The following is a 26332-nucleotide window of genomic DNA, read 5'->3' on the forward strand; positions in this document are numbered from 1 at the left end:
GTTACCTCACCTGTGCCTGGAAATATTTTTGCTGTGGCGGCCTCTTCGCGGGTAAACCCGCCCCTACGGGGGGTTTACCCGTGAAGAGGCTGGCACAGGCAACTACCGAACCAGGGTCAAACGCCCCAACACGGTCTGCCGTGAAAAACCCATCACCTTGCCCAGCGAATCCAGCGCCAGCAGCGGCTCGGCCACCGGGAAGCTGCCGCTGACCTTGCGCTGCCCCAGGTCACCATCGAGCAACAGGATACGCCCCGGGTAATAACGCCCAAGGTCATCGATCACCTGCGCCAGCGGCACCTGGTAATAGTTCAGCCACCCCTGGCGCCAGGCCAGGCGGTTGTCACTGTCCACCGCCAAGGTGTCGCCTACCCTACCTGCGCGGTAGGTCAGCTGCTGGTTGGCAGTCAGTTCTCGCGCCACAGTGCCCTGCGCGGGGCTGACGCCCACACGCCCGCTGCGCACCGTCACCTGGGCGCCCTCGCCTTGCTCACGCACCTCGAACTGGGTGCCGAGCACCCGCACTTCGCCGCCGGCAGCTTCCACCAGGAACGGCTCACCGGTATGGGTAACCTCGAAGAACGCCGCGCCATGCAGCAACCGCACACGGCGCTCACCCTGGGCGAAATCGACCGCAATGGCGCTACCTGCATCAAGCGTCACCTGTGACTGGTCGGCCAAAATCACCTGGCGAATCTGCCCGGTACTGCTGTAGTCCGCCTGCAGGTCCTGCAACCAGTACCCCGGGTGCCAACCACCAGCGACGCCCACGGCCAGCACCAGGCAGGCTGCCAACGCCAGGCCTGCCACCCGCCGCCAGCCACCACGCGCCGGTGGTCTGGCCATGGCATCGAGGTAGCGCTGCAGGGCGTCCTGCTCTTCGTCCGCCAGCCGCGCCGCCGGGGCGGCGCTTTTCTGCCAAAGCACCTGGGCCTGGTCGTAGGCTGCGCGGTGTGCGGGGTCGGCCAGCAACCAGCGCTTGAATGCCGCCCCTTCGGCTTGCCCGGGTTGCTCGTTGATCCGGTTGAACCATTGCAGGGCAGCCTGGAACTGCGCTTCGGTGATCGGCGGTAAACGGCTCATCGACGGGCGCTCCCTGGCCGGCGTGGGGTGGACGCGGGCTCGGCAACACTCGCCTTGCACGCTTCAAGGGCGCGCATCATATGCTTTTCCACGGCGCTCTGTGACAGCTGCATGGCTTTGGCGATCTCGCTGTACTTGCAGCCGTGAATGCGGTTGAGCAGGAAGATCTGCCGGGTGCGCTCGGGCAAGGCACGCAAGGTGGCCTCGATACGCTGCAAGTCGTGGTCGACCTCCACGGCCTGCTCAGGGGCCTGGGCCAGGCTCGCCTCGCTCACCGGCACAGCGGCTTCGGCTACGCGTTCGCGGCTACTTTCGCTGCGCAGGTGGTCTATGGCCAGGTTGCCCGCGCAACGCAGCAGGTAAGTGTCCAGCGCCTCGACCTTGACCTCGGGGCGACGCCAGAAACGAAGGAACAATTCCTGGACCAGGTCCGAAGCGGTGGCGCGGCAGCCGACCCGACGGCTTACCAACGCCTCCATACGCGCACGCTGGGCCTGGAACACCTGGACGAAACGTGCACGTGCGCCTGCGCTGTCAGCGTGAGGCTCGATGATATCCCCTGGCTCGCTCACGGGGGTCACACGGCAAACACGGCGAGCATCGGGCCCAGCACCACGCTGACGGCGGCCAGGCCCAGCAGCAGACGAGGCTGGTAGGGCAGGCCGAACACCCACAGTGTTACCCCGGCCATCATCACCGCGGTCCACTCCACCAGGCCGAGGGCCCAGCCACGCTGGTGCACGCTGAGCACCAGCGACAGTATCAGCAGCAGCCAACCTGCAAAACGCAACAGGTGCAAGTGGCGCGGGCGCGGCTTGCGCCCAAGCAAGTCGCTGAAATGCTTTTCCATCGCCAGGCAAAGGGCAACTAAGCCTGCAAAGGCGATCAGTGCGTTACCCAGCATCAGCTCGCCCCCAACGTTTCAATGCTCGGTTTTTTTGCCGCACGTGCCGCGCGCTTGGCTACGGGCGTGGGGCTGACCAGCATCTTGCGAGCCAGCCAGGCCAGAAACAGGCCGGTCCCCAGGGCTGTCAGATCGAAGCCGGCCATGGCCCAGTCGCCCTCCAGTACCGAATGGTTCAAGCCCCGGTCAGTCGTCAGGCCATTGGGCAACGGCAGCAGCGCGAAGGCCAGCGCCCCCAGCGCCAGTTGCTCGCCCCAGGCCTTGCGCCCGCTACGCAGCACGGCGTGCACCAGCGACAGGCCCCAGGCGATGAAGAAAGCATTGACCTCCCAGTCGGCGCGGCCTTCGACAGCCATGGGCACCAGGCGGTTGGCCCAGAAGAAGCTCGCCACCGCCAGCAACAAGCCGCTCATGCTGGCAATATTGAGCACTTCGACCAAACGCAGCTCACCTGGCATATGCCCGTTCTTGGCGTGCTTGAGCTGGCGCTTGCCCAACCACATCACCAACCCGGTACCAATCACCGCAGTACCGGCCACGCCAAAGAAGAAGTACAGCCAGCGCAGCCAAGGCCCGGCAAAGTTACCCATGTGCAGGCCGGCGAAACTGAAGGCGGTCATCATTACCCCGCTCTCTGGCTTGCCCTGGCTCAACAGCGCACCACTGGCCCCATCGAATGTCCAGTTGGCGCTACGCCGATAAGCCACGTGGTCGGCTGCCGATTGGGTGAAGGTAACGCGGGCATTGCTGTCGCCCGGGTTCTGCACCTGGATGTTGCCGACACGCGCCCCCGGCTGCAGCTCCTGCACCTTGGCGTACAGGCTCGGCAGCGCTACCAGCGGCGTGGCCACCTGGGCCGCCTTGGGCGCATCGTTGCGGCCAAACAGGTCGTTGAAGTACTTGTCGGTGTCATTGCCGTAGCTGGCCATGATGCCCGCCGGCATCACCATGTACATGAACAGCACCAGGCTGCTGTAGCTGATCATCAGGTGAAACGGCAGCACCAGCACGCCGATGGCATTGTGCCCGTCCAGCCAGGAACGCTGCCCCTTGCCAGGGCGGAAGGTGAAGAACTCCTTGAAGATCTTCTTGTGGGTAATGATGCCGGTGACCAACCCCAGCAGCATGATGAAAGCGCAGAACGTCGAGAGCCAACGGCCAACCGGGTAAGGCATCTGAAGCTGGAAGTGAAAGCGGTAGAAGAACTCACCACCGCGGCTGTCACGTGCTTCCACCGGCTGGCCGGTCTGGGTATCGAGGGTTTTCCTGACGAAGCCACGCGGGCCGCCACTGGGGTCGCGGTACCCCACACTCAAGGCGGCCTCCCGTTCGTTCGGCATGCGAATGAACCAGGTACTCGAATGCCCTGCATTGTCCTGCAGGTAACGTTGAGCGACCGCCAGGCTATTGATCGGGTCCAGGGCATGGCTGCGCACTTCAGGTTGCGACCAATGAGTGATTTCTTCCTTGAAGTACGACAGCGTGCCGGTAAGGAAGATGGCGAACAACAGCCAGCCGAAGATCAGGCCGGTCCAGGTGTGCAGCCAGGCCATGGCCTGGCGGAAGCCTTCTTTCATGCGTTTTTCATCCAGTAGGCAACGCCGCTGATCACGCCCAGCAGCAGGCTTGGCGCCAATACGCCCAACCAGGCACGCCAGGCGCTGCGGCAGGCGAAACACCAGATGAACGCCAGCAGGTAGAAGACGAACGACAGCAGCAGGCCGGTGAGCGTGGCATCGACCTTTGGCAACGGCGCCAGCAAGGCAATACAGACACTGGCCATCGACGCCAGCAAGTAGCCGCCCAGCAGCGCGGCCAGGCTGCGTGAGGCAACGCCCAGCCGGTAACTGAACGGGAGGCCGGCGGTTTTGCGCGTCATGGCGAAGGTCCGGGCGTTTTCGGGGTTGCAATACTAATGATTTCAATTCTCATAAGCAAAGCCTGCTGACAGGTGACGATTGCCGAAACAGACGGCCACCCATACAATGCGAACAATTCTTACTACCAGTTGCGCTGTCATGCGCCGGAGTATCACGGTGACCAGCGCGCTTACATCGACGGTCGAAGGCCTTTACCACGCACACCACAACTGGCTCACCGGCTGGTTGCGTCGCCGTCTGGGCTGCCCGCACAGCGCCGCCGATCTGGCCCAGGACACCTACATGCGCCTGCTCCAGGCGCGCGAGGCGCCCCAGTTGGTGGAGCCGCGTGCGTTTCTTGCCACCGTAGCCAAACGCGTATTGTGTAACCACTTCCGCCGCCAGGAACTGGAGCGTGCCTACCTGCAAGCGCTCGCACAGGTCCCGGAAGAGGTCGCGCCGTGCGAGGAACAGAAGGCGATCATCTTCGAGACATTGCTAGCGCTCGACCACTTGCTGGACGGCCTTCCACCGTTGGTCAAACGCGCCTTCCTGCTGGCCCAGGTCGACGGCCTGGGCCAAGGCGAAATCGCTCGCGAACTGGGCATTTCGCTGGCCACGGTCAAGCGCTACCTGAACAAGGCAGCCATGCGCTGCTACTTCGCGCTGTGAACGCCTCGTTTTCCCCGCTGGTGGCGGAACAGGCCGTGCATTGGTTGATCGAGTCGCAAGGTGATGACTTCGGCCAGGCGCAACAGCTGGCGTTCGACCACTGGTTGCAGGCCGACCTGGAGCATCAGCGGGCCTGGGCGCATATCCAACAGGTCAACCAACGCTTGCGTGGGGTGTCCTCGCCGGTGGTGCACGCAACGCTGCAAGCCCCGCAATCTTCAGCCCGGCGTCGGGCGCTCAAGGCCTTGCTGCTGGTCGGTATGGCCAGTGCCACGGGGCTTGGCCTGCAACAGCACAACCCCCTTCCCGGGATGATGGCCGACTACCGCAGCCCGGTCGGTCAGCGCCGACGCATGCAACTGGGCGACGGCAGCGTGCTGCAACTCAACACCCGCAGCGCCGCCGATGTGCGTTTCGACGGGCAGCAGCGGTTGGTGCACCTGTTCGAGGGCGAACTGGCACTGCAAGTGGCCAGCGATGCACGGCCGCTGCAGCTACGTACTGGTGAGGGTGTATTGTACCTGGACAGCGGGCGCTTCAACGTACGCCAGTTCGACGGGTATAGCCTGGTGTCGGTGTTCGAAGGCGGGGCCAGCGCACATGGGCAGCCGCTCATGGCCGGGCAACAGGCACGCTTCACCGGCGCCTGGCGCTCGGTGTCGGCACTCGACCGCAATGTCGGCGCCTGGGTCGACGGCATGCTGGTGGCCTCGCAGATGCGCCTGGCAGACTTCCTTGCCGAACTCGGGCGCTATCGCCATGGGCAGTTGGGGTGCAGCGAGCAGGTTGCCGACTTGCGCATTTCTGGGTCGTATCCGTTGGATGACAGTGAGCGCATCCTGCAAATGCTGGAAGTGGCGTTGCCGGTGCGTGTGAAGCAGTTCACCCGCTACTGGGTGACGGTCGAGCCCAAAATCAGTTAGCGCCAGCAAAGGCGAAATATTTTCATATCGACTGAGCCATTTTCCCAACCTCGCGTGACAGACACGGCAGAAGCCCTCTCTCAGGACCCGACCCATGCCGTTGCGCCCCAACCCGTTCGTTCACGCCCTGCTGCTCACCACCACCCTCGGCCTGGCCATGCCCGCCGCCCAGGCCGAAACCCGCAGCTACCACATCGCCGCCGGTTCTCTTGAAGACGCCCTCAACCAGTTCGGCCGCGAAAGCGGTGCACTGATCTCGTTCGGCTCGCAACTGACCCAGGGCATGAGCACTCAAGGCCTGGACGGCCAGTACGACACGCGCCAGGGGCTCGACGCCCTGCTGCGCGGCAGCGGCCTGCAAGCACGCCAGGAAACCGACAACGCGTTCAGCCTGCAACCCATCACAGCCCCTGCTGCTGGCGCAGCAGTCGAGCTAGGCGCCTCCACCGTGGTCGGCGACTGGCTGGCCGAGGCGCAGCAGGACAACGTATTCGAGCACCCCGGCGCCCGCGACGTAGTGCGCCGTGAGGAATTCGAACGCAACGGTGCTACCACCGCCCGCGAAGTGCTCAACCGCATCCCCGGGGTCAACGCCCCCGACAACAACGGTACCGGCAGCCATGACCTGGCGCTGAACTTCGGCATCCGCGGCCTCAACCCGCGCCTGGCATCGCGCTCGACCGTGCTGATGGATGGCATCCCGGTGCCCTTCGCGCCGTACGGCCAGCCGCAGCTGTCGCTGGCCCCGCTGAGCATGGGCAACATGGACGCAGTGGACGTAGTGCGCGGTGGCGGCGCGGTGCGCTACGGCCCGCAGAACGTCGGCGGCATCGTCAACTTCGTCACCCGGGCGATCCCTGAACAGGCCACGTTCAAGGCCGCCATGCAAAACCAGATCAGCCCGTCTTCGAGCCACGAAGGTTTCAAGAACAGCGCCAACCTGCTGGTCGGTGGCACCAACGACAACGGTCTGGGCGGCGCCCTGTTGTACTCCGGCACCCGCGGGGGTGACTGGCGCGAACACAGCGACACGCAGATCGACGACCTGATCCTCAAGGGCAAGCTGCAACTGGACGAAGCCAACAGCCTGCACGCCATGGCCCAGTACTACGAGGGCGAGGCCGACATGCCCGGCGGCCTGAGCACCGCCGATTTCGATGCCGACCCGTACCAGTCCACGCGCCTGAAAGACAAGTTCTGGGGCCGCCGCACGCTGTTCAACTTCGGCTACGACTACAAGCAGGATGACCGCCAGTTCAGCGTCAACAGCTTCTTCACCAAGACCCTGCGCAGCGGCTACCTGGACCAAGGCAGCTTCGTCTCGCTGTCGCCACGCGAGTACTGGGTGCGCGGCATCGAAACCCGCTTCTCGCAGGGCGTGGCCCTGGGTGACAGCTGGCACGAGCTGGGCATCGGCTACCGCTACGTCAACGAAGCCGGCCACGAACTGCGCTTCCGCGAGCCGGTGAACGGCAGCCTGCCCACCACCGCCAGCCGCAACGACCGCGACACCCGTGGCAGCACCGAAGCCCATGCCATCTACCTGGATGACCGCATCGACATCGGCCGCTGGACCATCACCCCGGGCGTGCGCTACGAGATGATCGACTCCGAGCAGAGCAACAAGCTCAACGGCCAGCGCTACCAGGGCAGCTACAACACTGCACTGCCAGCCCTGAACGTGATGTACCACCTGACCGACAGCTGGAACCTGTACGCCAACACCGAAGGATCGTTCGGCAGCGTGCAGTACAGCCAGATGCCCAACCGGGTCAGCAGTGGCGAAGTGAAACCGGAAAAAGCGCGCACCTGGGAAGTGGGTACCCGTTACGACAACGGCGACTTGCAGGCCGAGATCGGCGCGTTCCTGATCAACTTCGACAACCAGTATGAAAGCAACCAGACCAACGACTCGGTGATCGCCCGTGGTGAAACCCGCCACCAGGGTATCGAGACCAGCGTCCGCTATGCGCTGGACGGCCTGAGCCCGGCCTTGGCCGGCTTCGACGTGCACGCCAGCTATGCGTTCGTCGACGCCACCATCCGTGAGGACGGGCCGAACAAAGGCAACCAGGTGCCGTTCTCGTCGCGCCACAAGGGCAACCTGGGCGTGGGCTACACCGAGGGCCCTTGGCAGCTGAACCTGGACGGCAGCTTCCAGAGCAGCCAGTACGCCGACAACGCCAACACCAGCACCGAAAGCGCCGATGGAAGCACCGGGCGCATTCCGGGCTACATGCTGGTCAGCACCCGTGCCGGGTACGACTTTGGCCCGCAGTTGTCGAACCTCAAGGTGGCAGTCGGGGTGAAGAACCTGTTCAACCGCGAGTACTACACGCGTTCTTACGATGACAACAACAAGGGCAAGTATGTGGGTGAACCACGTACCTTGTATTTGCAGACGTCGGTGGAATTCTGACCGGTAGCAAATGGGGGCCGCTTTGTAGCCCCCCTTTTGCAACAAGAAATTTATTTTCAAAAAGGGCTTGAATTCATTCCGCAGTTGCCTGACCTTAGAGTCAAGAGGCGCAGAAATTCCAAGGGTCTCAAGGGCCTAGGCGCGTCTCCATGCGAGCAAGCTGAATAAGGATTGAATCATGCAAATCCAGGTCAACAGCAGCAACGATTTCGATGGTAACGCCCGGCTCGACCAGTGGGTCCGCAGCACACTGCAGAACTCGCTGGAACGTTACGAAGAAGACCTCACCCGCATCGAGGTTCACCTGCGCGACGAGAACGGCGTCAAGCCCGGACCGCATGACAAACGCTGCCAGATGGAGGCTCGCCCGAAAGGCCACCAACCGATTTCCGTGACCCACACCGCCAGTTCGCTGGACCAGGCAGTCGACGGTGCCGCCACCAAGCTCAATCACGCGCTGGAGCACTTCTACGGCAAGCTGCGCAGCAAGCGCGGCGCCTTGGAACTGAGTGACCCGGACGCCTGATCGGCAATGCAAAACGCCCGGCCTTGAGCCGGGCGTTTTCGTTTGTGCCGATCAATGGCGCTGAACCAACATGCGAACGTCCGGTCAACCTCTGCATCACTCACCGCAGAAGCAAGACCATGAACAACCCATTCGAACGAATCAGTGCTGCATTCGCCCCCGAATACCGGGTGAACCTGAGCATTGCCAACCTCGACGGCAGCATCATGCTGACCCTGTCCGACGACGCCGGCGTGGTCGCCAAGCGCCTCATCACCCCGGCCCAACGCAATGACCCGGTGCGCCTGCAACGGGTGATCGACAGCATCCGCCTGGGCCTTGCGATCGAACTCAGCCAGAACCCCCTGCAAGTGCTGGCCGCGCTGACCCGTGACGCCCGCCACGAGCCGCGCCATTTTGTTGCCAATTGAGGGCTACTTGCCCTCCTCCACTGCCTTGCCGTTGGCGTCCAGCACCTTGGTCGAGGGGTAGCGGTACGAAGCGTAGCGCACCACCAGGATCGAGAACGCCAGCAACAGGATGCCGCCGCACAGGTACAGCAGCCCTTCATCGGGTGCCTTGTGGTGCGAAACATCGCCGATCAGCAGGCGAGTGAGCGCGGTGATTGCCACGTACAGCAGGAAGCGGATCGGCATGTGGTTGGTCTTGAAGTAGATCCCCACCATCGCCCCCAGCTCCAGGTAGATGAACAACAGCAGGATGTCATCGACACTGATCCCGCCCTTGCCCAGCATGTCCAGGAACGTCACCACCGCCGCGTAGGCGGTGATGGCGCCAATGCCGAACAGCGCCAGGTAATGGAACGCCTCGACGCACAGGTTGCCCAGCGAGTCGGCCGAGCCGTGCAGGCCCTTGCGCAGTTTTTCTGCCCATTTGATGTTCACGATGTTCCATTCCCCGATACGTCTTTAAGGATGATGCGTCGCTGATGTGACGCTTGTGCCATGCAGTTAAAGGGCCAAGCCCCTGTCTTGGAAGGCGACCGATTGCCGCAAGGCACCTTGAGGCATGGCACGATGCATGAACTGGAGGCGCTGCGGCCTCTTCTTGAGTCGGCGCTGGTTCAGGTGCAGATGTCCGCTGAGCCCAGGAACTTCGCACTAAGGCTGGTTAACGTGCCGGAAGGGCCGGCCTCTTCGCGGGCTCGCCCGCTCCCACAGCGGTCACCACAGTAGTCAAGACTTGCACAGTACCTGTGGGAGCGGGCGTGCCCGCGAAAGGGCCGGACCTGCCGACAAATATCCCCGGCCATGCACCGTCGCAGCCGCCACCCCATTCGCGGGCAAGCCTGTGCCTACAACTGTTTCGGGCAAATGGTTCCTGGCAAAGGCGCTCCCGCAGCGCTCGGTCTGTGCCACGCTACAATTTCTGCTTGCGAACCAACCAGTATTGCCATTACTGTATATAGATACAGTAAACCGCAACACAACCAGCAAAAAGGCATAGAGGTGATGAATGGCCGTCGAAGTGGTGTACCGCAGCAGCCGCGACCCGGAGCGCTTGTTCATGGATAAGGCCGAAGCAGACCGTCACGACAAGATGCTCGAACTGGCCGAGCGCCTGGCCGAAGTGCTGCACAAGGCGGTGCCGTCGCTGACCGAGCAGCAGGTCGAGGAAGCCGGTATCTACATGGCGAAGAACCGCGATGTGTTCGCCCGGGCGTTCAAAAGCCAGCCGGATGCGCTGGCCGAATTGCTTGAGGGTACTGCTGCCGAGTGATATCGCTGGAGCTGTGCGGGTTTACCCGCGAAGTGGCCCACCACGCCATCATCAACCTTCAGCCATACAACAACCGCTCCGCCAACATCTGCGCCACCCTTGCCGGCGAACGCTTCTCCGCCTGCGCATGGCCAAACACTTCGGTCAGCCGTGAAGGGATTCGCGCCAGGTGCGCAGTAATGGTGCGCTGGTCTTCGCCACGGTGGGTGAGTGCCACATAGATCAGCCCACCGGCATTGATCACGTAGTCAGGTGCATACAATATGCCGCGCGACTCCAGCTGGTCTGCCACCTGCAAGGTAGTCAGCTGGTTGTTGGCCGCCCCCGCCACTGCCGCACAACGCAGTTGCATCACGCTCTGCCCGTTCAGTACCGGGCCCACGCCGCAGGGTGCAAAGATATCGCAAGGGGTACTGATCAACGCATCGTTGGTCACCGGTTTGGCATCGAACTGCTCCATCGCCAGCCGCACCCGCCCCGGGTCCAAGTCGCTGACCAGCAGCTCCGCGCCCACCGCATGCAATTGCTCCGCCAGGGCATAACCAACATTGCCCAACCCCTGGACCGCTACCCGCAAGCCTCTCAGGTCATCGCTGCCCAGCCGGAACGAGGTTGTGGCACGTATGCCCGCGAACACCCCCATCGCCGCATGTGGCGATGGGTCGCCCGATGCAGTGGTGCTGGTCACGTAGGGCGTGCTGTGGGCAATGCAGTCCATGTCCAAGGTCGAGGTGCCACTGTCCACGGCGATGATGAAGCGCCCATGCAAGGTATCGATGAAGCGGCCAAAGGCCTCGAACAGCGCTGCGCGGTTTTCCACATGCGGGTTGCGCATGATTACCGCCTTGCCACCCCCCATCGGCAAGCCGGCCAGTGCTGCCTTGTAGCTCATGCCCTGGGCCAGGCGAATCGCGTCGGTCATGGCGCTTTCGTCATCGGCGTAAGGCAGGTAGCGGCACCCCCCCATGGCCGGGCCCAAATGCTCACTGTGGATTGCCACAACGGCTTTCAGGCCCGTAGGCGGGTCATTGAACAGGTGCAGTGACTGGGTACGGGTGCTTTGCATCAGCGCGAACATCGACCGGCTCCCCTACGAGGTGCTCCTTCCAGTATAGGCACGGCCTCGGCCTTGACGCCGCCGCCGGACCACTGGACGAAACCACGCGCCACGGCTAATACTCAAACGTGTGTGGAGATACCCCATGAAGCCACGTCAAGCCTGCCTGGCCTGCCTGGAACGCGAGCCTGTCGACCTGCTGGAAGCCGCACTGTGGATTGCTGCCGAGCACGACCCTGGTGTCGAGCCCGCTGCCAGCCTTGCTGCGCTGCACGACCTGCAGCGCGAGATAAGCGCCAACCTGCCGATGCTTCCACTATGCGAACTGGCCCAGCCACTGCTGCGCCAGCTGAATGCGCTGGGCTTTCAGCAGGATGAATATCACCCCTTGCGCCCCCATGCGGCGATGATGGACAAGGTACTGCAGCGCCGCCGCGGCCAACCACTGACCCTGGCCATCCTCGCTTTGGAACTGGCCAGGCGGCTGTCCATACCGCTGGAGGGTGTGGGCTTCCCTGGCCATTTCCTGCTGCGCGTACCGGGTGCCGACCACCTGCTCGATCCCTGCGGCGGCCGGCGCCTGTATCCCAGCGACTGCCGCGAATTGCTGGCGCGCCAGTTCGGCCCGCACCTGGCGCTGACAGCCGAGCACCTGCGCAGCGCCAGCCCGCTGCAGATGCTGCAACGCCTGTCACGCAACCTGCGCCAACTGCACATCAGTAACGACAACCACCTGGCGGCATTGATCGATTCAGAGCGGATCATGCAGTTGGGCCCGGTGCAGGTGAGCGACTACATGACTCGCGCCTCTCTCTACCATCATCTGGATTGCCCGCAGGCCGAGCGCTTCGACCTGGAGCATGCATTGCTGCTGACGGAAGACCCGGTCCAGCGCCTGAAGCTGTCCGAGCGAATCGGCAAGCTTCCGGCGGCGAACCGTTCACTTCACTGAGCCGGGCTGTCCGGCTGCTGGGCGGGATGGGCCTTGGCGAACGCCGGGTGCGCGGCCGCCAGTGCGGCAACCCGCAGGATGCGCGGGAAGCTGTCGAGGTCGATGTTGAAGCGTTCGGCCGCGTACAACTGCGGGATCAGGTACACATCCGCCAGCCCAGGCGTGTCGCCAAAGCAGAAACCGTGATCGCCAATCAGTTGCTCCACTGCCGCGAGCCCTTGGCTGATCCAGTGGCCGATCCACTGGTTGACCTGCCCCTCATCCTGACCGGCCTGGCGCAGCCGGTTGAGCACACTGACGTTGTGCAGCGGATGAATGTCGCAACCAATGATGGCCGCCACCCCCCGAACCCTGGCCCGTGCCTCGGCGGTGGCCGGCAGCAACGCAGGCTGTGGATAAACCTCTTCCAGGTACTCGATGATCGCCGGCGACTGCACCAGCACCTCACCACCGTCGGTGCGCAAGGCCGGTACGCGGCCCTGCGGGTTGACGGCTACATAGCCCTCGCCACGCTGCTCACCCTGCAGCAGGTTGACCGGCAGGGACTGGTAAGCCAGCCCCTTCAGTGCCAGGGCAATGCGCACCCGGTAGGACGAGGTGGAACGGTAATAGGTGTACAGCTCCATACCCCTGCCTCCTCAGTTGGCTGCGATGACCGTGCCGCGGCACTCACCGAAACCGATGCTGGCCACGCCGTCACGTGTGCAGCGGGCACGCAGGATGATTTCGTCGCCGTCTTCGAGGAATTTGCGCACCTCGCCGCTGGCCAGCTCGACCGGCAGTTTGCCGCCTTCGGTGATCTCCAGCAGGCTACCGAACGATCCCGGCGTGGCGCCCGACAGCGTGCCCGACCCGAACAGGTCACCTGGCTGCAGCTGGCAGCCGTTGACACTGTGGTGCGCCACCAGCTGCGCCACGGTCCAGTACATGCTGCGGGTGTTGCTCAGGGTCAGGCGGTGCGGGGCAATGCCCTGCTCACGCATGCGCTCGGTCAGCAGCAGCACTTCGAGTTCGATATCGAATGCACCGCTGGCCTGGTCGCGCTTGTCCAGCAGGTACGAAAGCGGCTGCGGGTCACCTTCGGGACGAGCCGGCTGGGCACAGCGGAACGGCTCCAACGCTTCGGCGGTGACCACCCAGGGCGAAATGGTGGTGATGAAGCTCTTGGACAGGAACGGCCCCAGTGGCTGGTATTCCCAGGCCTGGATATCGCGCGCCGACCAATCGTTGAGCAGGCACAGGCCGGCTACGTGCTCGGCGGCATCGCCTACCGGAATTGCCTGGCCCATGTCATTGCCCTGGCCAATCCAGATACCCAGTTCCAGTTCGTAGTCCAGACGAGCGCAAGGGCCGAAGCTCGGCTCGGTGTGCCCCGCCGGCAGGGTCTGGCCCTTGGGCCGACGCACGTCGGTGCCGGACGGGCGGATGGTGGAGGCGCGGCCGTGATAACCGATCGGCACGTACTTGTAGTTGGGCAGCAGTGGGTTGTCGGGGCGGAACAGTTTGCCCACGTTCTTCGCATGCTCGATACCAACGTAGAAATCGGTGTAGTCACCGATCTGCGCTGGCACGTGCAGCTGGCAGTCGCTGGCCGGGAGCAGCGCCGGCTTCAGGGCTGCCTGGTGTTCGCTGTGCTCGCCCAGCAGCACCTGCAAACGCTCACGCAGGGCTACGCGGGCGTTGCGGCCCATAGCGAAGAATGCGTTCAGAGCCCCGCCGCGGGTGGCTTCAACTGCGGCCTTGGCCGCCCCGTCGAACAGCCCGGCGGCCAGCACCGCCTCCAGGTCGAGGATCGCGTCGCCGATGGCCACGCCACAGCGCCTGGCTTCACCCGGCCGGCTGAAGATGCCCAATGGCAGGTTCTGCAGGGGGAAGTCGCTGTGCCCGTTGGCGTGCTCGACCCAGCTACGGGCATTGGCAGAGTGGTTCATGGATTATCTCCGGTTCGGGTTGAAGGTGCTCGGCAAAGTCGCCCAGCAACTATCGTAGTCGGCCTGCAATTGCGGGCATTCAAGGGCTTGCAGGCTCGGGCGCAACACTTGGCTGGTCTCGAACATGAAGGCCATGGTGTTGTCGATCTTGTGTGGCGCCAGGTCAGCGGCAATGGCCTTTTCACAGGTTTCGGCGTCGGGGCCATGGGCACTCATCACCCCGTGCAACGAGGCACCACCCGGCAGGAAGCCCTCGGCCTTGGCGTCGTAGGCGCCATTGATCAGGCCCATGAACTCGTTCATCAGGTTGCGGTGGAACCATGGCGGACGGAAGGTGTTCTCGGCCACCATCCAGCGTGGCGGGAAAATCACGAAGTCCATGTTGGCCATGCCATGCACGCTGGTTGGCGAGGTGAGCACGGTGAAGATCGAGGGGTCCGGGTGGTCGAAGCTGACCGTGCCGATGGTGTTGAAGCGGCGCAGGTCATACTTGTACGGCACGTTGCTGCCATGCCAGGCCACAACGTCCAGTGGCGAGTGCTGCAGCTCGCAGGCCCAGTGCTCACCCAGGAACTTCTGTACCAGTTGCACCGGGCCTTCGGCTTCTTCGTAGTGGGCCACAGGCGTGAGGAAGTCGCGGGGGTTGGCCAGGCCGTTGCTGCCGATCGGGCCCAGGTCCGGCAGACGCAGCGGCGCACCGTGGTTTTCCGCGATGTAGCCACGGGCCTGGCCGTCGAGCAGTTCGACGCGGAACTTCATGCCACGTGGGATCACCGCAATTTCCAACGGTTCGACCTCCATCACGCCCAGCTCGGTGGCGATACGCAGGCGGCCCTGTTCCGGCACCAGTAGCAGCTCACCGTCTGCGTTGAAGAACACCCGTTCCATGGACCGGTTGGCGCGGTAGATGTAGATGCTCACGCCAGCCGGTTTTTCCGCTCCGGCGTTGGCAGCCATGGGCAGCCAACCTTCGATGAAATCGGTCGGTTCAGCAGGAATCGGCTGCGGGCTCCAGCGCAGGCGGTTGGGGTTGATGCCACCCAGTGGCCCGCCGAGCGGCTGGCGCGCCAGGCGCTCGAAGCGTGGGTGCAAGGCAGAAGGGCGAATGCGGTACAGCCAGGTACGGCGCAGCTCGCTGCGGGCCATGGTGAACGCCGTGCCCGACAGCAGCTCGGCATACAGGCCATACGGGGCCTTCTGCGGGGAGTTCTGCCCAACAGGCAGCGCCCCGGGCAATGCTTCGCTGGCGAATTCGTTGCCGAAGCCACTCAGGTAGTGAAGGTCGGGCGACGTGTCGCGGTTCATCGATGCCTCCGGATTTTGTTTTTATCGTAATCAGATTACGAATAACGTAATTTGCTCCGCTCAAGGCGTCAAGCTATAAAGGCGACACGATAAATCCGGAACCTCCCCTCCCATGGCCAAAGCCAGCTCCCCCACCGACACCGGCAAGCAGAAGGTCCGCTCGGCGGAAGTCGGCACCGACATCCTCAAGGCCCTCGCAGAACTCTCACCCTCGACGTCACTATCACGCCTGGCCGAGCACGTGCAGATGCCTGCGAGCAAAGTGCATCGCTACCTGCAGGCGCTGATTGCCAGTGGTTTTGCCGAACAGGATGCGGCCACCAACCATTACGGGCTGGGGCGCGAGGCATTGCGGGTGGGGCTGGCGGCGCTGGGCAGCATCGATGTGCTGAAGGTGGCGGCGATGCCGTTGTCGCAGTTGCGAGATGAGCTCAACGAAAGCTGCTTCATCGCCGTGTGGGGCAACCAGGGGGCCACGGTGGTAAGCATCGAACCTGCCGTGCGCGCGGTCACCGTGGTGACCCAGATCGGTTCGGTGCTGCCGTTGCTCAGTTCGTCCACCGGGCTGGTATTCGCCGCCTACCTGCCCGAGCGAGAAACCCAGGAGCTGCGCGACAGGGAACTGGCCGCTTTGCAACAAACCGCCAGTGACTATCACACACTGCTGGCCGGCATCCGCGAAAAGGGCCTGCACCATGTGCATGGCCTGCTGATGCCGGGGGTGGATGCGCTGTCGGCGCCGGTATTCAACGCCATGGGGCAGATCGCCGCGGTGATGACCGTGGTCGGGCCGACGTCGATCTTCCATGCCGATGAACATGGGCCGGCGGCGCAGAGCCTGCTCACGGCCGCACGAACCGTGAGCTGGCGCATGGGTTACGCGGGCAACCCACACTGCGCTTCGACGTCTAGCGTTTCCTCCTCGACGAGCCAGAGCAGTTCCTGAGAGAAGCCGTCATAAAGGGCGGGCGCCACCTCACTCACCAGATCCCCGTAGTCATCGCATAGCCGCCCGATCACACGCGAGAATGCCGTGGGCTGCGACACCTCTGCCCGGGAAAGCACGGTGATGTATTTCTGTGCGGCACCGAACAGCCGCACCAAGACCCCCGTGGAAGCCACCGTTCCTGCAACCCCCGCCGCGAACGACAGCAAGGCGGCGGAACGGTCGCCATCGCTCCACGCGATGGCCCCGGTGATGAAGGACCTGGCCGCACAGAACAGCCCGACGGCCATGGCCGCCGGCGGAAACGGCACGGTGAGGATGCCGGCCAGTACGATCCCCCACTCCACCACCACGGACGAAATACGCTCGGCAGCGTCGGCGCTGTCTTCAGCGGCTTCGTTGATCATCCGCCTGATACGTTTCTCCAGGTCCTGGACAGGATCCCCGATACGCCCGGTCTCCCCTATCGGCGGCCGCACGCCCCTGCCTCGGGCGACGGCATCCAGCACCACCCCAATGCCATCGCCGGCGCGCAGTTGCTCTTCGATCAATGCGTTCAAGCGCGACTGGCTCGATAACGGCACGCGGTCTTGGCAATAACCTGCCAAGTCGTGCTCACGCCAAGTCCTTGCCAGCTCGCTGAGGGTCCGCAGCGTGGGGCCTTGCTCGATTTCTGGCAGATAGACCAAGGGCTCAAGCTCGCGGTCACGAGCATGCTTCAGCAGGTAGGCACCTTGAACGGGGCAATCGTCCATCCACAACGGATAAAGGTTGCACGCCGCGTCGATCAAGGTCCCCGAAAAGCTGTCGCTCACCGACTCCAGCCACTGCGCATGGCGGCCCGACAAGCTTCCCTGAAGTTTCTCGCTGAGCACGGCACGCCTGATCTTCAAAGCAAAGAGCGTGCGATAACACTGCCTGAGCCTTTCATATTCCGGCCTGGAGCGGTCGAGTAACTGCGCTTTCACTTCTTCGATGTACTTGTTGCCCAGGTCGGCAGCACGAATGTAGCTCCCTAGCAGCGCCGGGCTCAGGTGCGAGATATCCTGGCCGATAGCCGAGGTGATGCGGGCAAAGTCGGAGAAATTGTAATACGTGGGATAACCTTTGATGACAGTCTGTGTCAGTGTGCGAATGGCATCCTCTTCCAGCGTTATCAATACCTGATCCGGGTTGATTGGGCCGCCGCGATTGCCCGGGTATGAATTGATCTTTTCCGTCACCTGTCGATGGGCGAAGGTGCGAAAGCTCGGCACCTTCATCAGCGACTGATACCTGGCCTGCGCCAGCTTGAGCAGTTGGTCGATATCAACCAGTGCCTGCTGCTCGGTACGACTGGCCTTGATGAACCAGCTTGGCGTGGTGGCCTGTTGATCCTCGATCAGGGCAAGGATCTTGCGCTTGGCCAGAGCTTTGAGCACATCCGGCCACTGCTGCGACTTGATCGGCGCGAGCGTCACGCTGTGCATGGACCAGTCAGTGGGTAGCAGCTCGACCTTGCGCAAATGGCGCTTGAGCGAATCATGCTGGGCCCGCGAGCATTGCCCCAGCAGGTATTCACTGCCTACCGGCCACAAGGTCCAGCTACCGATTTCGAGCGCCATTTTTTCGAGTGAGTCGAAAAGATGAAAATCGCCTCCCGGCGCCCCAGGGGCATAGAGCAGGTACTGATCGTCCTGCACCAGGCACAGCAGATCCTTCAAGGGCGTTTGCGCACCATTGAGGCAAACCAGACCGGCGCTGATGACATTGGCCTGCATTTTCCCCAGGCGTGCGTGGTGCAACAGATCGAACGCCGCCGGGTGAAAACCCTGATGACGAGCGGCCTGATTGGCCAGCGCCAGCCGTGCATCAAGCACCTCACACAGTGCGGCCATGGTCAAAGTGTCGTCATAGAGCGTACGGATCTGCTTGACGTAGTTCACGCGCAAATCCAGTTTTTCGATCACGCTCTGGATAGAGGTACTCCCCAACAAGGAACGGTGCCGCTCACCCAGGACTTCGACCTTGAGCTGGCCCCCGCTGTAGCCACCACTCAGCGCCCAATCGAGCAGGGTGTGTTTCATCGCCTGTTCAGGGTCATCGACGTGACTGACACGCAGTCGTACCTGCTCGGGGTCGATATCCAGGCCAAGGGCTTGCTGGACCTGTTTCTTGGCGAAGCTGCGCAGGTCGCGCCATTGCGCCAGACGCTCGGTGCAACGCTTCTCCTTCACCTGCAGGTCATCTTCCAGCTGTCGATAGGCTTGCAGTTCCTCGCCCTGCATGAACCGCCGCCATTCGGGCAGCAGGCTGGTGCGGTACGCTCGCACATGCCGCGTCGCACGTTTCTGCAGCGTAGCCACCAGAGGCTCAAGCCGAGCCGCACTGTCGAGCTGGGCCAGACGCCGGGCGTCATCGACCTTGACCCGCAGGCTGCGCCGGGTGGCTTCAAGCTGGATAGCCTGCAGATCACGGATGAAATACCTGTGAAGTGGCACCTGCAGCGGCACGAAATCGAGTGTCAAACTCTCCGTAGACAACGCCGCCCGCTCTTGCGAAGACAACAGCCAACGCAACGGGCTGCCTTCAGCAAAGGCAGGGGCGAGTTCACGGGCTGCGCGCGCGCGTTCAGTGTCGAACCAGCAACCGCTGGCCAGGCTGTAGATCAGAAAATCCGCAGGTGCGTCCGGGTTCTGTTCGAGGTCATGACGGCTGGCGACGACACCCGGCAAACGAAAACGCAAATCTCCGGCAACCAGGTACACCTCATGCTTGTTTGCGTCCCCGTCCTGTTCGAGGGCCTCGATACCGGCTTCCCAGGCCTTGAACGTAAGGGCCTTGAGGCGCGTTTCGGCAAACATCAGCTGGATCAAACGGGACGCCAAAGTAAGTGGTTTCAAACTTAATCTGGACTGTTGCTCCCACCACTGGCCAAGCACCGCCTGCCTTTGCGGCACAAGCGACTCGACAACCGCCAACGGTAAACGCTTCTGCTCGGTGAACTGTTGTCGATGCGCCTCCGGTATCAGGCTGCCCAGTTGCGCAACCGTAGCCATCAGTTGTTGCAGCTCCTGGGCGTGAGCCATCATGGCCTTCACCTGTTCTTTCACAGAGCGTGGATCTGGGCACCCCTCACCGAGATTGGGGGTGCCAAAATTGAAATCGAAAGACATGAACTGTGCTCCAAAATTACCGAAGCAGCAGAGTGAACGGATGATAAAGGCAATAGCGCAGGGAAGCTTACCCAGCACTTGGCACTGTTGCCTGATACGTAACGGTGAATGTCGACAGAAGCTATTTTTCCTGACGGATCAAGCGCTTATTCTTGACTCACTGGCCGGCTTGAAGGGCTCTCCCCCCCGCCTTTCAAGCCTGCCAGGTTCACCGACGTAGATTTTGAAGCTCCTTGATCTGACGTCTCGATTGGCCGCTGCGGCTTGCAGCGGCCTTTTTTTTGGCGTCTGAACATGCACCCTGGCTGCCAGGTGGCCGACGCCGAAGCCTCGTCATGACCACGCCACTTTCGGCGGGTAGAAGCTCAGCGGCTGCTCACGAAAGGCCAGGTAGTGGCGCAGCACCTGCACCGGCGCCTCAGTATGCGGGTAATGGCCAATGCCCAGTAACTGCACGGTGTCCGGCTCCGGCACCAGTTGCCGGTAGCGCTCAAGCATGTGCGCGCCGGAAAGCGGGTCGACCACGCCATTGATCAAGCGCAGCGGCACGCCTTTACGTTGCATCGCCCCGACCCAGCGTTCGCGGTGCAACCTGCGCTCCGGCATGTAGCCCACCAGCTTGTGCAGGATGCGCGTGCCCCGGTTGGCAGCGATCAGGCTCCAGAAATCATCCAGCGCGCTTTCACTGGGATGGGTGCAGGGGCCGTACACCTGCATCACATTACGCACCAGGTCGTCACGCCCGAACGAGCGCCCGACCAGCCAGCCAAAGCGGCTGAGCAGCAGCTTCTGGATCAGTAGCATGCGGCAGCTTTCGGGGAACAGCCCGCTGTTGAGAAACACGCAACTGGCGATGTCGGCACGCTGCTCATGGTGTCGCGCCAGCAGTTCCTGAGCCACGCTGCCGCCGTAGTCGTGGGCCAGCAGGTGCACGGGCTGCGCGACCTGCAGATGGACAAGCAATGCCTGCTGCAGGTCTGCCTGCTCCATCAGGCTGTAAGTGTGATCGACGGGCTTGTCCGAATCACCAAAGCCGAGCATGTCGCAAGCGATCACCCGGAAACGTTGGCTCAGAGGGCCCCACAGGTAGTGCCAGTCCCAACTGGCGGTGGGGAAACCGTGTAACAGAAGCAGAGGCTCTCCTTGCCCTGCGGTCCAGTAGCGGATGCTCTGGCCCCGGAACATGAAACTCTGTGCCCGGGTACGCCAGACGCACAATGGAATCTCGGCCATAGGCATCAGATGGGTCCCGGTGTAGTGGTATTGGCGGAATAGGGCAAGGCTGCGGTCATTGCATGTCACCTCGGCACTTACATGTGCTCTCTATGTCGAGGCAAAGTCTAGCCAGCAGCCCATTGGCTGGAACTTGCGTTGCCAGCCAGCTTGATGACTGAGCGAGTCAGTGGCACGAACGGTCAGAGCAGCAAGGCCAACAAAGGCGCCGCGAACAGGTTAAGCAGCCCGGTCAGGACCATCACCAGGCCGGCCACCGAGCCTTCCTCACGGCCCACTTCCTGCGCCCGGCTGACCCCGGCACCATGCGCGCCAACACCGAACAGCGCCCCCCGTGCCAACGGCGTACGCAGCGGCAACCAACGCAACAGCACACCGCCGAACATGGCACCGAGCACGCCGGTGAACATCACGAACACCGCGGTCAGTTCTGGCACCCCACCCAGGTCATGGGCCAGGGGCATGGCAAATGGCGTGGTGATCGAACGCGGCACCAGCGACAGGCTGGTTGCGCTGTCCAGCGCCAACAGGTGCGCCAGCCCCCAGGAGCTGGCGATCGAGGCACTGCTGCCGGCGACCATGCCCACCATCAGGGCCGGCCAATGACGCGCCAGCATGGCCCGCTGCTGCCAGATCGGCACCGCGAAGGCGACAGTCACCGGGCCGAGCACGCCCATCAACCAGTGGGTGTTGCGCGCATACTCGGCATAGGCCGTATGCAGCGGCACGGCCACAGCCAGCAGCAACACCGGCACCAGGATCAACGGCGACAGCAGGTAGCGCTGGCTACGCCGATACAACCAACGGCTGCCCAGGTAAGCCAGCAAGGTCAAGGCCAACCAGAACAGCGGCATGGGTTCAAGGCTCACGACGCAGCCTCCAGCGGCACACCATCTCAACGGTCATGGCGGTCACTATCATCACTATCAGCGTGCTCACGGCGATCACCAGCAAGATGCGCCAGCCCTCTTCACGGATCAATGCGCCATAGTCGAGCAGGCTCATCAGCGCCGGGATGAAGAACAGCAGCATCTCAGCCATCAGCCAGCCGGCCCCCAATTGCAGCATGGCCGGTTTGAGCACACCCGAAGCGAACAGTATCAACAGCAGTGCCAGGCCCATCACACCACCGGGGATCGGCCAGCCCAGCCAACTGGCAATCTGGCCACCAAGCAGGAACAGCGCACAGAGAACCGCCAGCTCGACAAGCAGGCGCAGGGCTTTTTTCAATAATGCAGGTTTCATGGCGGGGTTCCTCGACAGGCCCTCATTTTAAGATTTGGCTGCCTAGGCCAGAAGCGAATTGTTAGACTGCTCACCATTCCAAAATGGAATCCGAAGTATGGAATTCAAACAACTGCGCAGCTTCATCGAAGTGGTGCACCGCGGCGGTTTTACCCAGGCGGCACAGACCCTGCACATCAGCCAGTCGGCCGTGAGCAAGCAGGTGGCCCAGCTTGAGCAAGATGTGGGCCAGCCGCTGCTGGAGCGCCAGGCGTCACACCTGCACTTGACCGCTGCCGGGCGCATCGTGCTGGAGCGTGGCGAAGCCCTGCTGCGCCAGCGCCAGGCGCTGCTCAACGAGCTGGACGATCTCAGCCAGATGGAGCGTGGCGAACTACGCCTGGGCTTGCCGATGCTTGGCAGCGACACGCTGTTCGCCGGCTTGTTCGCCGAGTACCGGCGGCGCCATCCGAACATCGCCATCCAGCTGCTCGAAGGCGGCAGCCGCAGCGTCGAACAGGCCGTCAGAAGTGGCGAACTGGAACTGGGCGGCTGTTTGACGCCCACCGACGAGGCATTCGACTACCAGCCCTTCTGCAACGAACCGCTGGATGCCTTGCTGCCGGCTGGCCATGCTCTGGCGGGCCTGGACGCCGTGGGCCTGGGGCAACTGGCCGATACACCGTTCCTGCTGTACCAGCGCAGTTTCGTGCTCAACGACCGGCTGCTGAAGGCGTGCCAGCAGCAGGGCTTCACCCCCAAGGAAGGCGGGCGCAGCGGCCAGGCGGATTTTTTGGCGGCGCTGGTGGCGGCGGGCCAGGGCGTGGTGATGCTGCCCCGGGTGGTGGCAAAAGTGCTGGAGCGCCCCGGGGTGGTGCGTGTGCCGTTGCATGCGCAGGAGGATTTGCGTTGGGATATCGCGTTTATCTGGCGGCGTGGCGCCTACCTGTCACGAGCGGCGCAGGCGTGGTTGGCCTTGTTGCGCGAGCCCCACGGCTAACACGCCTGCACAGGTGCCGGGTCAGGCGTTCAGTGCGCTCGCCAACTCAGCCAGCCAAGGCTCGGCATCCGCCTCCGGGGTCACCGTCTCGCTCGCATCCAGGCGCAGCATTGGCTGCACTTCGCGTACGCCCAGTTCGGCGAACAGCTCACGCATCTGCTCGCCACCCCCGCAATAGGTATCGCCGTAGCTGGAGTCGCCCAAGGCGATCACCGCGCCAGGCAGGCCGCGCCAGGCCGCAGGCAGTGTGTCACGAAGGGTGCTGTACAGCGGCATGAGGTTGTCCGGCAACTCACCCATGCCGGTGGTAGAGGTCACGGCCAGCAAGGCGTCGGGGGCAAAGCCCTGAAGATCCTGAAGGGTGGCACGCGCAGCATGCCAGGCCTCGAACCCCGCCGCCTTGAGCAGCGATTCAGCATGACGGGCGACTTCTTCGGCGGTGCCATAGACCGAGCCGGAAATAATGGCGACTTTCATCGGGTAGAGGATTCCGAAACTGAGTGAAAACGTAGGATACTAGCATTCAACGCTGGCAAAAGGCCGCCGTTACCCACGTCGCCATCTTCCGTTTTTCTTTACCAATGGCCCGGACATGATCAACGCGCAATTGCTGCAATCGATGGTCGATGCGTCCAATGACGGCATCGTGGTTGCCGAAAAGGAAGGCGACGACACCATCCTGATCTACGTGAACGCCGCTTTCGAATACCTCACTGGCTACAGCCGTGACGAGATTCTCTACCAGGATTGCCGGTTCCTGCAGGGTGACGACCGTGACCAGCTTGGCCGCGCACGCATCCGCAAGGCCATGGCCGAAGGCCGCCCATGCCGCGAAGTGCTGCGCAACTATCGCAAGGACGGCAGCGCCTTCTGGAACGAGCTGTCGATCACGCCGGTGAAGAGCGACTTCGACCAGCGCACCTACTTCATCGGCATCCAGAAGGACGTCAGCCGCCAGGTCGAACTGGAACGGGAGCTGGCAGAACTGCGCGCTCGTCCGAAACCCGACGAACGCGCCTGAACCAAGTCCGCCACGCACGGTCAATTCCGTTGAAGAAATCGCCACCACCGAGTTCGATCATGCAAGCAGACGCGCTCCTGACCCAGGACGAGCTGGATTTCATACAGAACATGCAGCATTCGCCGCAACTGAACCTGGCTGACACCATGTCGAGCCTGCTGGTCAATGGCGACCGCCGCATACAAAGCTTGCTCACCCGGTTGGTGGCTAATGAGCAGGTGACCTTGCAGGCCCAGTTCAACAACCAGCAGATCAGTTTTCCCCTGCAGCTGGTAGAGGACGAGTTCCACGCCCTGCACCTGCAGCTGGGCTCACCGGAAATCTACGAAGACGGCCCCATGCTGCGCCCATGGCGCTTGTCGCTGGACCAGCCGAGCGCACTGCTCGATGCCCATGACGAGGCAAGTGGCCTGTGGGTGCGCGAGATTTCCTTCAAAGGCGTGCTGCTGGAAGTCCGTGATTTGCCAACAGCCCCTACCCGCTTCGAGCTGCGCTTCGCCCCCGGCGGCATCACCCCGATCGAACTGCATGGTGTGTTGGGCCGGCGCATCGGCACGGACCTGGCTGCCTACGACCTCGGCCAAAGCCCAGCCGAAGAAATCGAACGCCTGCGCGACTACATCCTCCAGGCCCACCGCCACGCCCACCCCGAACTGCACACTCAAGTATCGAGCTGACGGGCCAGAAACTGCCGCAAGCGCTGGCGCATCACACTGCCCTGCGCGCCCAGGCAGGCTACAGGGCTGCCAGCCAGGCTGTCCTGTACCGCTTCCGCTGCTTCACCAGCCAGTAACAACGGGCATTCCAGCATCGACGCCAGGCGCTTGAAGTGCCTGGCGAGTTCTGCTGTGGGCGACTGATGGGAAAACAGCACCAGGGCGTCCGGCTTCAGCCGTTCGCAGACCAGCGCAAGCTCCTGCAGCGGCTGCCCGTTCGCCAGCGGGATCACGCGTGTTTCGTCGCTGCCCAGGATCAGGCTGGTTACCAGCAACTCAAGCTCATGGCACTGCCCCGGCAATGGCGCCAATAGCACGGTGCGGCTACACGGCACACGGGCCAGCTGCAAGCGGGCGAAAACCCGACCGCGCAGGAACTGGTCATAGAACAGCCATTCGCTGGCCTGCCCATAGCCGCCTTGCCGAACGACCATGTCATGCCAAACCGGCATGAACACATCGGCGAAAACCTGGTCCAGGGTGCTGGCCGCGAACACCTCGTCATAGAGGCGATTCAGGCTCGCCACATCGAAGTGCTGTACCGCCAGGCGAATCTGGTTTTGCCAGCGCAGGCAGGCGTCCACCGCGCCGCCAGCCTGCCCGGAGAGCGCATTGTCGCGAGCGAGAATGCTGCTCACCTTGCTGACCGCCACGCCGCGCTCCAGCCACCCGAGGATACGGCGGATTTCATCGATATCAGCCAGGGAATACAGGCGGTGACCACTGTCGGTACGGATGGGCTGTATCAGCCCATAACGGCGTTCCCAGGCGCGAAGGGTCACGGCGTTGACACCGGTCAAGCGTGACACTTCACGAATCGGAAACAGCTCCTGCTGCTCGAAACTCGCATCGATCACCGGTTTACGTCCCTGCTCGTTCATCTGCACGAAGTACCCTGAGTGCGTAAAAACTGTGCACATAGCTTACTACGACTGTGTCGGTCTGTTGGACCCACCGTTTGCCAGCTGATAGTTGCCGAGGAACGCAACTTCGCGATAATGCGTGCCCGATTCTTGCATGCACGACTGCGTTGCCCACCACCCCGGGCAACACAGCCAAAGGGCCAGCTACCCGCCAGCCCCGTTGCCAGGAGATACACAATGTCTACCCCACCCGTCACCCTCATGGTGTCGCGTCGCGCCGCCCATGGCCGCTACCAGGACCTGCTGGCCTGGCTGCACGAAGGCGAACAGCTGGCCACCGACTTCCCTGGCTACCTCGGCTCGGGCATCCTTGCCCCGCCCCGGGATGGCGACGAATTTCAGATCATCTTCCGCTTCAGCGACGAGCCGACGCTGCATGCCTGGGAGCACTCCGCCTCTCGCCGCGCATGGTTACAACGCGGCAACGGCCTGTTCGAACGCCCCAAAGAGGCGCGCGTAAGCGGTATCGACGACTGGTTCGGCACCAACACGGTGCAGAAACCGCCACGCTGGAAGCAGGCCGTGGCCATCTGGCTGGCGTTTTTCCCAGTTTCGCTGGCCTTCAACCTGCTGTTCGGCCATTGGTTGACGGCACTCGACCTCGTGCCTCGGGTACTGCTCAGCACCCTGGCCCTGACGCCGGTGATGGTGTACCTGTTCATCCCGCTGTCCACCCGCCTGCTGGCCAGTTGGCTGCATGCCTCCCCGGCCACTGCCGGCGCCTTGCGCAGCCGCTGAGGCCAGGCCATACAACAGGGAAACAG

At 63.0% G+C, this 26332-nt stretch carries 28 protein-coding genes; 12 read left to right on the forward strand and 16 right to left on the reverse strand.

Annotated features, from left to right (window positions below):
- Positions 1-102: 102 nt before the first annotated feature.
- From LU682_RS25105 to LU682_RS25125, 5 genes are read right to left on the reverse strand one after another with little or no spacing between them, the layout of a single operon-like run.
- The gene (locus tag LU682_RS25105; RefSeq protein WP_010955271.1) at positions 103-1083 is read right to left on the reverse strand and encodes a FecR family protein; all 981 of its coding nucleotides are present in this window, start codon (positions 1081-1083) and stop codon (positions 103-105) included.
- Complete coding sequence (locus LU682_RS25110) at positions 1080-1655, reverse strand: RNA polymerase sigma factor (protein WP_010955272.1); 576 nt, start codon at positions 1653-1655, stop codon at positions 1080-1082. Before LU682_RS25110 ends, LU682_RS25105 begins: the two co-directional genes overlap by 4 nt.
- Positions 1656-1660: 5 nt before the next feature.
- Positions 1661-1987 carry a DUF3325 domain-containing protein gene (locus LU682_RS25115; RefSeq protein WP_010955273.1) on the reverse strand — a complete coding sequence of 109 codons (327 nt, stop codon included), beginning with the start codon at positions 1985-1987 and terminating at the stop codon, positions 1661-1663.
- Positions 1987-3564: a PepSY-associated TM helix domain-containing protein gene (locus LU682_RS25120; RefSeq protein ID WP_060489785.1), complete on the reverse strand. Its 1578-nt coding sequence runs from the start codon at positions 3562-3564 to the stop codon at positions 1987-1989. Before LU682_RS25120 ends, LU682_RS25115 begins: the two co-directional genes overlap by 1 nt.
- A complete protein-coding gene (locus LU682_RS25125) occupies positions 3561-3866 on the reverse strand; it encodes a DUF3649 domain-containing protein (protein ID WP_049587058.1) in 306 nt (101 codons plus the stop codon). The genes LU682_RS25120 and LU682_RS25125 overlap by 4 nt, the downstream gene beginning before the upstream one ends.
- Positions 3867-4005: 139 nt before the next feature.
- Between LU682_RS25125 and LU682_RS25130 the strand changes: the two genes are divergently transcribed.
- The 5 genes from LU682_RS25130 to LU682_RS25150 all read left to right on the forward strand — a co-directional run bounded on the left by LU682_RS25130 (position 4006) and on the right by LU682_RS25150 (position 8796).
- Positions 4006-4518: a sigma-70 family RNA polymerase sigma factor gene (locus LU682_RS25130; RefSeq protein WP_010955275.1), complete on the forward strand. Its 513-nt coding sequence runs from the start codon at positions 4006-4008 to the stop codon at positions 4516-4518.
- On the forward strand, positions 4515-5441 hold the full coding sequence (locus LU682_RS25135) for a FecR domain-containing protein (RefSeq protein WP_010955276.1): 927 nt from the start codon (positions 4515-4517) through the stop codon (positions 5439-5441). The genes LU682_RS25130 and LU682_RS25135 overlap by 4 nt, the downstream gene beginning before the upstream one ends.
- A 94-nt stretch (positions 5442-5535) precedes the next feature.
- Positions 5536-7860 (forward strand): TonB-dependent Fe(3+) dicitrate receptor FecA, encoded by a 2325-nt coding sequence (fecA, locus tag LU682_RS25140; RefSeq protein ID WP_010955277.1) that lies wholly within the window; start codon positions 5536-5538, stop codon positions 7858-7860.
- A 178-nt stretch (positions 7861-8038) separates the two neighbouring features.
- A complete protein-coding gene (locus tag LU682_RS25145) occupies positions 8039-8386 on the forward strand; it encodes an HPF/RaiA family ribosome-associated protein (protein WP_014592331.1) in 348 nt (115 codons plus the stop codon).
- Between the two features lie 119 nt (positions 8387-8505).
- The gene (locus LU682_RS25150; protein ID WP_026031873.1) at positions 8506-8796 is read left to right on the forward strand and encodes a DUF3509 domain-containing protein; all 291 of its coding nucleotides are present in this window, start codon (positions 8506-8508) and stop codon (positions 8794-8796) included.
- 3 nt (positions 8797-8799) lie between these two features.
- Here the strand turns inward: LU682_RS25150 and LU682_RS25155 are convergent, their stop codons facing one another.
- Entirely contained in the window at positions 8800-9270 is a 471-nt protein-coding gene (locus LU682_RS25155; protein ID WP_003251685.1) for a phosphate-starvation-inducible protein PsiE, read from the reverse strand.
- Positions 9271-9841: 571 nt separating this feature from the next.
- On the opposite strand from LU682_RS25155, the gene LU682_RS25160 reads away from it, so the two are divergent.
- Positions 9842-10105: a YebG family protein gene (locus tag LU682_RS25160; protein ID WP_003251679.1), complete on the forward strand. Its 264-nt coding sequence runs from the start codon at positions 9842-9844 to the stop codon at positions 10103-10105.
- Positions 10106-10163: 58 nt separating this feature from the next.
- On the opposite strand, the gene LU682_RS25165 is transcribed toward LU682_RS25160, so the two are convergent.
- Positions 10164-11183, reverse strand: coding sequence for a Leu/Phe/Val dehydrogenase (locus LU682_RS25165; protein WP_010955279.1), 1020 nt, complete (start codon positions 11181-11183; stop codon positions 10164-10166).
- Between the two features lie 124 nt (positions 11184-11307).
- Here LU682_RS25165 and LU682_RS25170 point away from each other — a divergent pair, with 124 nt between their 5' ends.
- A complete protein-coding gene (locus LU682_RS25170) occupies positions 11308-12114 on the forward strand; it encodes a SirB1 family protein (RefSeq protein WP_010955280.1) in 807 nt (268 codons plus the stop codon).
- On the opposite strand, the gene maiA is transcribed toward LU682_RS25170, so the two are convergent.
- The 3 genes from maiA to hmgA are packed head-to-tail and all read right to left on the reverse strand — an operon-like array spanning position 12108 to position 15350.
- The gene (gene maiA / locus LU682_RS25175) at positions 12108-12740 is read right to left on the reverse strand and encodes a maleylacetoacetate isomerase (protein WP_010955281.1); all 633 of its coding nucleotides are present in this window, start codon (positions 12738-12740) and stop codon (positions 12108-12110) included. The genes LU682_RS25170 and maiA overlap by 7 nt on opposite strands.
- Before the next feature lie 12 nt (positions 12741-12752).
- Entirely contained in the window at positions 12753-14045 is a 1293-nt protein-coding gene (gene fahA / locus LU682_RS25180) for a fumarylacetoacetase (protein ID WP_010955282.1), read from the reverse strand.
- Between the two features lie 3 nt (positions 14046-14048).
- On the reverse strand, positions 14049-15350 hold the full coding sequence (gene hmgA / locus LU682_RS25185; protein ID WP_010955283.1) for a homogentisate 1,2-dioxygenase: 1302 nt from the start codon (positions 15348-15350) through the stop codon (positions 14049-14051).
- Between the two features lie 112 nt (positions 15351-15462).
- On the opposite strand from hmgA, the gene LU682_RS25190 reads away from it, so the two are divergent.
- Positions 15463-16296 carry an IclR family transcriptional regulator gene (locus tag LU682_RS25190; protein WP_010955284.1) on the forward strand — a complete coding sequence of 278 codons (834 nt, stop codon included), beginning with the start codon at positions 15463-15465 and terminating at the stop codon, positions 16294-16296.
- Here the strand turns inward: LU682_RS25190 and LU682_RS25195 are convergent.
- The 4 genes from LU682_RS25195 to LU682_RS25210 form a co-directional block, all read right to left on the reverse strand.
- Entirely contained in the window at positions 16227-19451 is a 3225-nt protein-coding gene (locus LU682_RS25195) for a hypothetical protein (RefSeq protein WP_049587069.1), read from the reverse strand. The two genes, LU682_RS25190 and LU682_RS25195, sit on opposite strands and share 70 nt — an antisense overlap.
- A gap of 333 nt (positions 19452-19784) precedes the next feature.
- On the reverse strand, positions 19785-20690 hold the full coding sequence (locus LU682_RS25200; RefSeq protein ID WP_049587072.1) for an alpha/beta fold hydrolase: 906 nt from the start codon (positions 20688-20690) through the stop codon (positions 19785-19787).
- Between the two features lie 176 nt (positions 20691-20866).
- Positions 20867-21553: an LrgB family protein gene (locus tag LU682_RS25205; RefSeq protein ID WP_010955287.1), complete on the reverse strand. Its 687-nt coding sequence runs from the start codon at positions 21551-21553 to the stop codon at positions 20867-20869.
- On the reverse strand, positions 21543-21929 hold the full coding sequence (locus LU682_RS25210; RefSeq protein WP_010955288.1) for a CidA/LrgA family protein: 387 nt from the start codon (positions 21927-21929) through the stop codon (positions 21543-21545). Before LU682_RS25210 ends, LU682_RS25205 begins: the two co-directional genes overlap by 11 nt.
- Before the next feature lie 97 nt (positions 21930-22026).
- On the opposite strand from LU682_RS25210, the gene LU682_RS25215 reads away from it, so the two are divergent.
- Positions 22027-22908 carry a LysR family transcriptional regulator gene (locus LU682_RS25215; RefSeq protein ID WP_010955289.1) on the forward strand — a complete coding sequence of 294 codons (882 nt, stop codon included), beginning with the start codon at positions 22027-22029 and terminating at the stop codon, positions 22906-22908.
- Between the two features lie 21 nt (positions 22909-22929).
- On the opposite strand, the gene LU682_RS25220 is transcribed toward LU682_RS25215, so the two are convergent.
- The gene (locus LU682_RS25220; protein WP_003251656.1) at positions 22930-23385 is read right to left on the reverse strand and encodes a flavodoxin; all 456 of its coding nucleotides are present in this window, start codon (positions 23383-23385) and stop codon (positions 22930-22932) included.
- A gap of 115 nt (positions 23386-23500) precedes the next feature.
- Between LU682_RS25220 and LU682_RS25225 the strand changes: the two genes are divergently transcribed.
- Entirely contained in the window at positions 23501-23929 is a 429-nt protein-coding gene (locus LU682_RS25225; RefSeq protein WP_010955290.1) for a PAS sensor domain-containing protein, read from the forward strand.
- Between the two features lie 59 nt (positions 23930-23988).
- Positions 23989-24606 carry a hypothetical protein gene (locus tag LU682_RS25230; protein WP_049587077.1) on the forward strand — a complete coding sequence of 206 codons (618 nt, stop codon included), beginning with the start codon at positions 23989-23991 and terminating at the stop codon, positions 24604-24606.
- Here the strand turns inward: LU682_RS25230 and LU682_RS25235 are convergent.
- Positions 24591-25526 carry a MerR family transcriptional regulator gene (locus LU682_RS25235; protein WP_049587079.1) on the reverse strand — a complete coding sequence of 312 codons (936 nt, stop codon included), beginning with the start codon at positions 25524-25526 and terminating at the stop codon, positions 24591-24593. The genes LU682_RS25230 and LU682_RS25235 overlap by 16 nt on opposite strands.
- Before the next feature lie 219 nt (positions 25527-25745).
- Between LU682_RS25235 and LU682_RS25240 the strand changes: the two genes are divergently transcribed.
- Positions 25746-26306, forward strand: a complete 561-nt coding sequence (locus LU682_RS25240; RefSeq protein ID WP_010955292.1) for a putative antibiotic biosynthesis monooxygenase — start codon at positions 25746-25748, stop codon at positions 26304-26306.
- Positions 26307-26332: the final 26 nt, after the last annotated feature.

This window comes from Pseudomonas alloputida (genome assembly GCF_021283545.2).
GTDB classification, from domain to species: domain Bacteria; phylum Pseudomonadota; class Gammaproteobacteria; order Pseudomonadales; family Pseudomonadaceae; genus Aquipseudomonas; species Aquipseudomonas alloputida.

Bases quoted from the DNA above. Each gene is read 5' to 3' on its own strand.
- LU682_RS25200 (WP_049587072.1), bottom strand. From the start codon at position 20,690: ATGCCTATGGCCGAGATTCCATTGTGCGTCTGGCGTACCCGGGCACAG.
- LU682_RS25150 (WP_026031873.1), top strand. From the start codon at position 8,506: ATGAACAACCCATTCGAACGAATCAGTGCTGCATTCGCCCCCGAATAC.
- LU682_RS25145 (WP_014592331.1), top strand. From the start codon at position 8,039: ATGCAAATCCAGGTCAACAGCAGCAACGATTTCGATGGTAACGCCCGG.
- LU682_RS25170 (WP_010955280.1), top strand. From the start codon at position 11,308: ATGAAGCCACGTCAAGCCTGCCTGGCCTGCCTGGAACGCGAGCCTGTC.
- LU682_RS25225 (WP_010955290.1), top strand. From the start codon at position 23,501: ATGATCAACGCGCAATTGCTGCAATCGATGGTCGATGCGTCCAATGAC.
- LU682_RS25190 (WP_010955284.1), top strand. From the start codon at position 15,463: ATGGCCAAAGCCAGCTCCCCCACCGACACCGGCAAGCAGAAGGTCCGC.
- LU682_RS25210 (WP_010955288.1), bottom strand. From the start codon at position 21,929: ATGAAACCTGCATTATTGAAAAAAGCCCTGCGCCTGCTTGTCGAGCTG.
- fahA (WP_010955282.1), bottom strand. From the start codon at position 14,045: ATGAACCACTCTGCCAATGCCCGTAGCTGGGTCGAGCACGCCAACGGG.
- fecA (WP_010955277.1), top strand. From the start codon at position 5,536: ATGCCGTTGCGCCCCAACCCGTTCGTTCACGCCCTGCTGCTCACCACC.
- LU682_RS25220 (WP_003251656.1), bottom strand. From the start codon at position 23,385: ATGAAAGTCGCCATTATTTCCGGCTCGGTCTATGGCACCGCCGAAGAA.
- LU682_RS25125 (WP_049587058.1), bottom strand. From the start codon at position 3,866: ATGACGCGCAAAACCGCCGGCCTCCCGTTCAGTTACCGGCTGGGCGTT.
- maiA (WP_010955281.1), bottom strand. From the start codon at position 12,740: ATGGAGCTGTACACCTATTACCGTTCCACCTCGTCCTACCGGGTGCGC.
- LU682_RS25165 (WP_010955279.1), bottom strand. From the start codon at position 11,183: ATGTTCGCGCTGATGCAAAGCACCCGTACCCAGTCACTGCACCTGTTC.
- LU682_RS25160 (WP_003251679.1), top strand. From the start codon at position 9,842: ATGGCCGTCGAAGTGGTGTACCGCAGCAGCCGCGACCCGGAGCGCTTG.
- LU682_RS25230 (WP_049587077.1), top strand. From the start codon at position 23,989: ATGCAAGCAGACGCGCTCCTGACCCAGGACGAGCTGGATTTCATACAG.
- LU682_RS25130 (WP_010955275.1), top strand. From the start codon at position 4,006: ATGCGCCGGAGTATCACGGTGACCAGCGCGCTTACATCGACGGTCGAA.
- LU682_RS25215 (WP_010955289.1), top strand. From the start codon at position 22,027: ATGGAATTCAAACAACTGCGCAGCTTCATCGAAGTGGTGCACCGCGGC.
- LU682_RS25105 (WP_010955271.1), bottom strand. From the start codon at position 1,083: ATGAGCCGTTTACCGCCGATCACCGAAGCGCAGTTCCAGGCTGCCCTG.
- LU682_RS25195 (WP_049587069.1), bottom strand. From the start codon at position 19,451: ATGTCTTTCGATTTCAATTTTGGCACCCCCAATCTCGGTGAGGGGTGC.
- hmgA (WP_010955283.1), bottom strand. From the start codon at position 15,350: ATGAACCGCGACACGTCGCCCGACCTTCACTACCTGAGTGGCTTCGGC.
- LU682_RS25120 (WP_060489785.1), bottom strand. From the start codon at position 3,564: ATGAAAGAAGGCTTCCGCCAGGCCATGGCCTGGCTGCACACCTGGACC.
- LU682_RS25235 (WP_049587079.1), bottom strand. From the start codon at position 25,526: ATGAACGAGCAGGGACGTAAACCGGTGATCGATGCGAGTTTCGAGCAG.
- LU682_RS25115 (WP_010955273.1), bottom strand. From the start codon at position 1,987: ATGCTGGGTAACGCACTGATCGCCTTTGCAGGCTTAGTTGCCCTTTGC.
- LU682_RS25240 (WP_010955292.1), top strand. From the start codon at position 25,746: ATGTCTACCCCACCCGTCACCCTCATGGTGTCGCGTCGCGCCGCCCAT.